General features: G+C 62.7%; 2 protein-coding genes. Both read right to left on the bottom strand.

Annotated features, from left to right (window positions below):
* On the bottom strand, positions 1–211 hold a 211-nt coding region (locus tag EN925_RS34690; RefSeq protein ID WP_206633102.1), incomplete at its 3' end, for a glutathione S-transferase N-terminal domain-containing protein.
* A 71-nt stretch (positions 212–282) separates the two neighbouring features.
* Positions 283–1,727 (bottom strand): 2Fe-2S iron-sulfur cluster-binding protein (locus EN925_RS34695; RefSeq protein ID WP_128337309.1); only part of this gene is annotated, 1,445 nt, incomplete at its 5' end.

Genomic DNA, 1,727 nt, shown 5'->3' on the forward strand with positions numbered 1-1,727 from the left:
GGATCGCTTGGGCATCGCGCAAGATCAGCTCTTCATCCTCGATGACCGGCAGCTGGCCAAGCGGATTGAGTTTCAGGAACCATTCCGACTTGTGTTCGCGGCCGGGGTAGAAGTCGACCGGCACGGTCTTGTAGTCGATGCCGAGAAAACTCATCAGCAGCCGCAGCTTGTAGCAATTGCCCGACAGTTCGTAGTCGTAAAGCGTGATCATCGGCAGCTCCTAAAGCAATTCCAGGAAATGTGTGTAACGGTTTTCCGTCCGGAATTGCGTAAAACAAACAGTTAGATGTCCAGCACGAGGCGTGCCGATTTGGCGCGCGAAACGCAGGTCATGATCTTGGTTCCGGCCTTCCTCTCGGCATCGTTGAGGTAGACGTCCTGATGGTCCGGTTCGCCCTCGATCACCGTCGCCACGCAAGTGCCGCAGGCGCCTTGCTCGCAAGACGACGGAACATCGATGCCGCTTTCGCGCATGACCTGCATGATCGTCTTGCCCGCCGGCACCTGAAGCGTGACGCAGGAGCGCGCCAGCGCGACCTCGAAGCTCGAACTGTCGTCGATCTTGTTGGTGTTCTTGAAGTACTCGAAATGGACGGCGCTATCCGGCCAGCCCTGCTCGGCCGCGATCTTGCGCGCGGCTTCCAGCATCGGTCCCGGGCCGCAGATGTAGAGATGCATGCCATTGCGATGACCGGCGAGGAGTTGTCGAAGCTCGGCGCCGGTCGCGTCGGGCGAGAGGCCGAGATGCGGCTTCAGCGCATCGCCGAGATGCTTCAGCCGATCGGCAAAGGCGAGGTGTTCCTCGCCTTGCGCGAAATAATGCAGCTCGTGCGCAAGCTCCTGGTTCTTCAGCGCCTGCGCCATGGCGAGCAGCGGCGTGATGCCGATGCCGCCGGCGACGAACAGCGTCTTGATCGCATCGCGGCGCAGCGGGAAGTTGTTGCGTGGCTCGGAAATCGCCAGCACGTCGCCCTCTCGCACCGTCTCATGCATGCATTTCGAGCCACCCTTGGAGTCCCGTTCCAGCTTGACGCCGATGGTGAAGCTGTCGGTTTCACCGGGACCGTTGGTGATCGAATACTGCCTGATCTCGCCATTGGGCATGTGGACGTCGATATGGGCTCCAGGCTGGAACGTCGGCAGGATGCCCTTGATCGGACGAAGCTCGAAGCCTGCGATCCCGTCGGCGGTCTGCCATTTTCTGGCCACGCTGACACGCAGCGCAGCCTTGCGGCCATGCGTGGTCACCTCAGGCATTTCGGCGAGTTCGGCCGAGACCCGTTCGTAGACCGGCTCGAGCGGCGCCGGCGCCGGCGCGTTCGCCACGTCGCGCTCGACCTCGTCGCGCAGCTTGGAAAGCCGCTCATTGTGGTGACGCAGAATGGCAATGCGCGCGGCGCCCTCGGCCTCCTGATCGAGCACGCCGCGGATCACCGAACGGTTGGAATCGACCGGCTGCACGAAGAAAACGCCCTGCGTCTCGGCGCTGCTGGCTCGCGAGCGAAGCGCCACAGCGAAATCCTGGGCGGCTTCGACGAGAATGTCGGCGCCCTCGCCATCGATCGCTCCGTTGGGTTGAAAGCGATAGGCTCTCAGCCTCTCGACGACTTTGTCGGCCGGCGCGTTGACCGCGATGCCGCGCAAGGCGAGGAGCTTGCCTTCGGCGAGGCCGGCAATCTCAGGCACCTCCCCGCGCGGCTCTTCCGAGGACCAGACCAAGCCATAAC

The organism is Mesorhizobium sp. M7A.F.Ca.US.006.04.2.1 (genome assembly GCF_004022915.1).
Lineage (GTDB): Bacteria > Pseudomonadota > Alphaproteobacteria > Rhizobiales > Rhizobiaceae > Mesorhizobium > Mesorhizobium ciceri.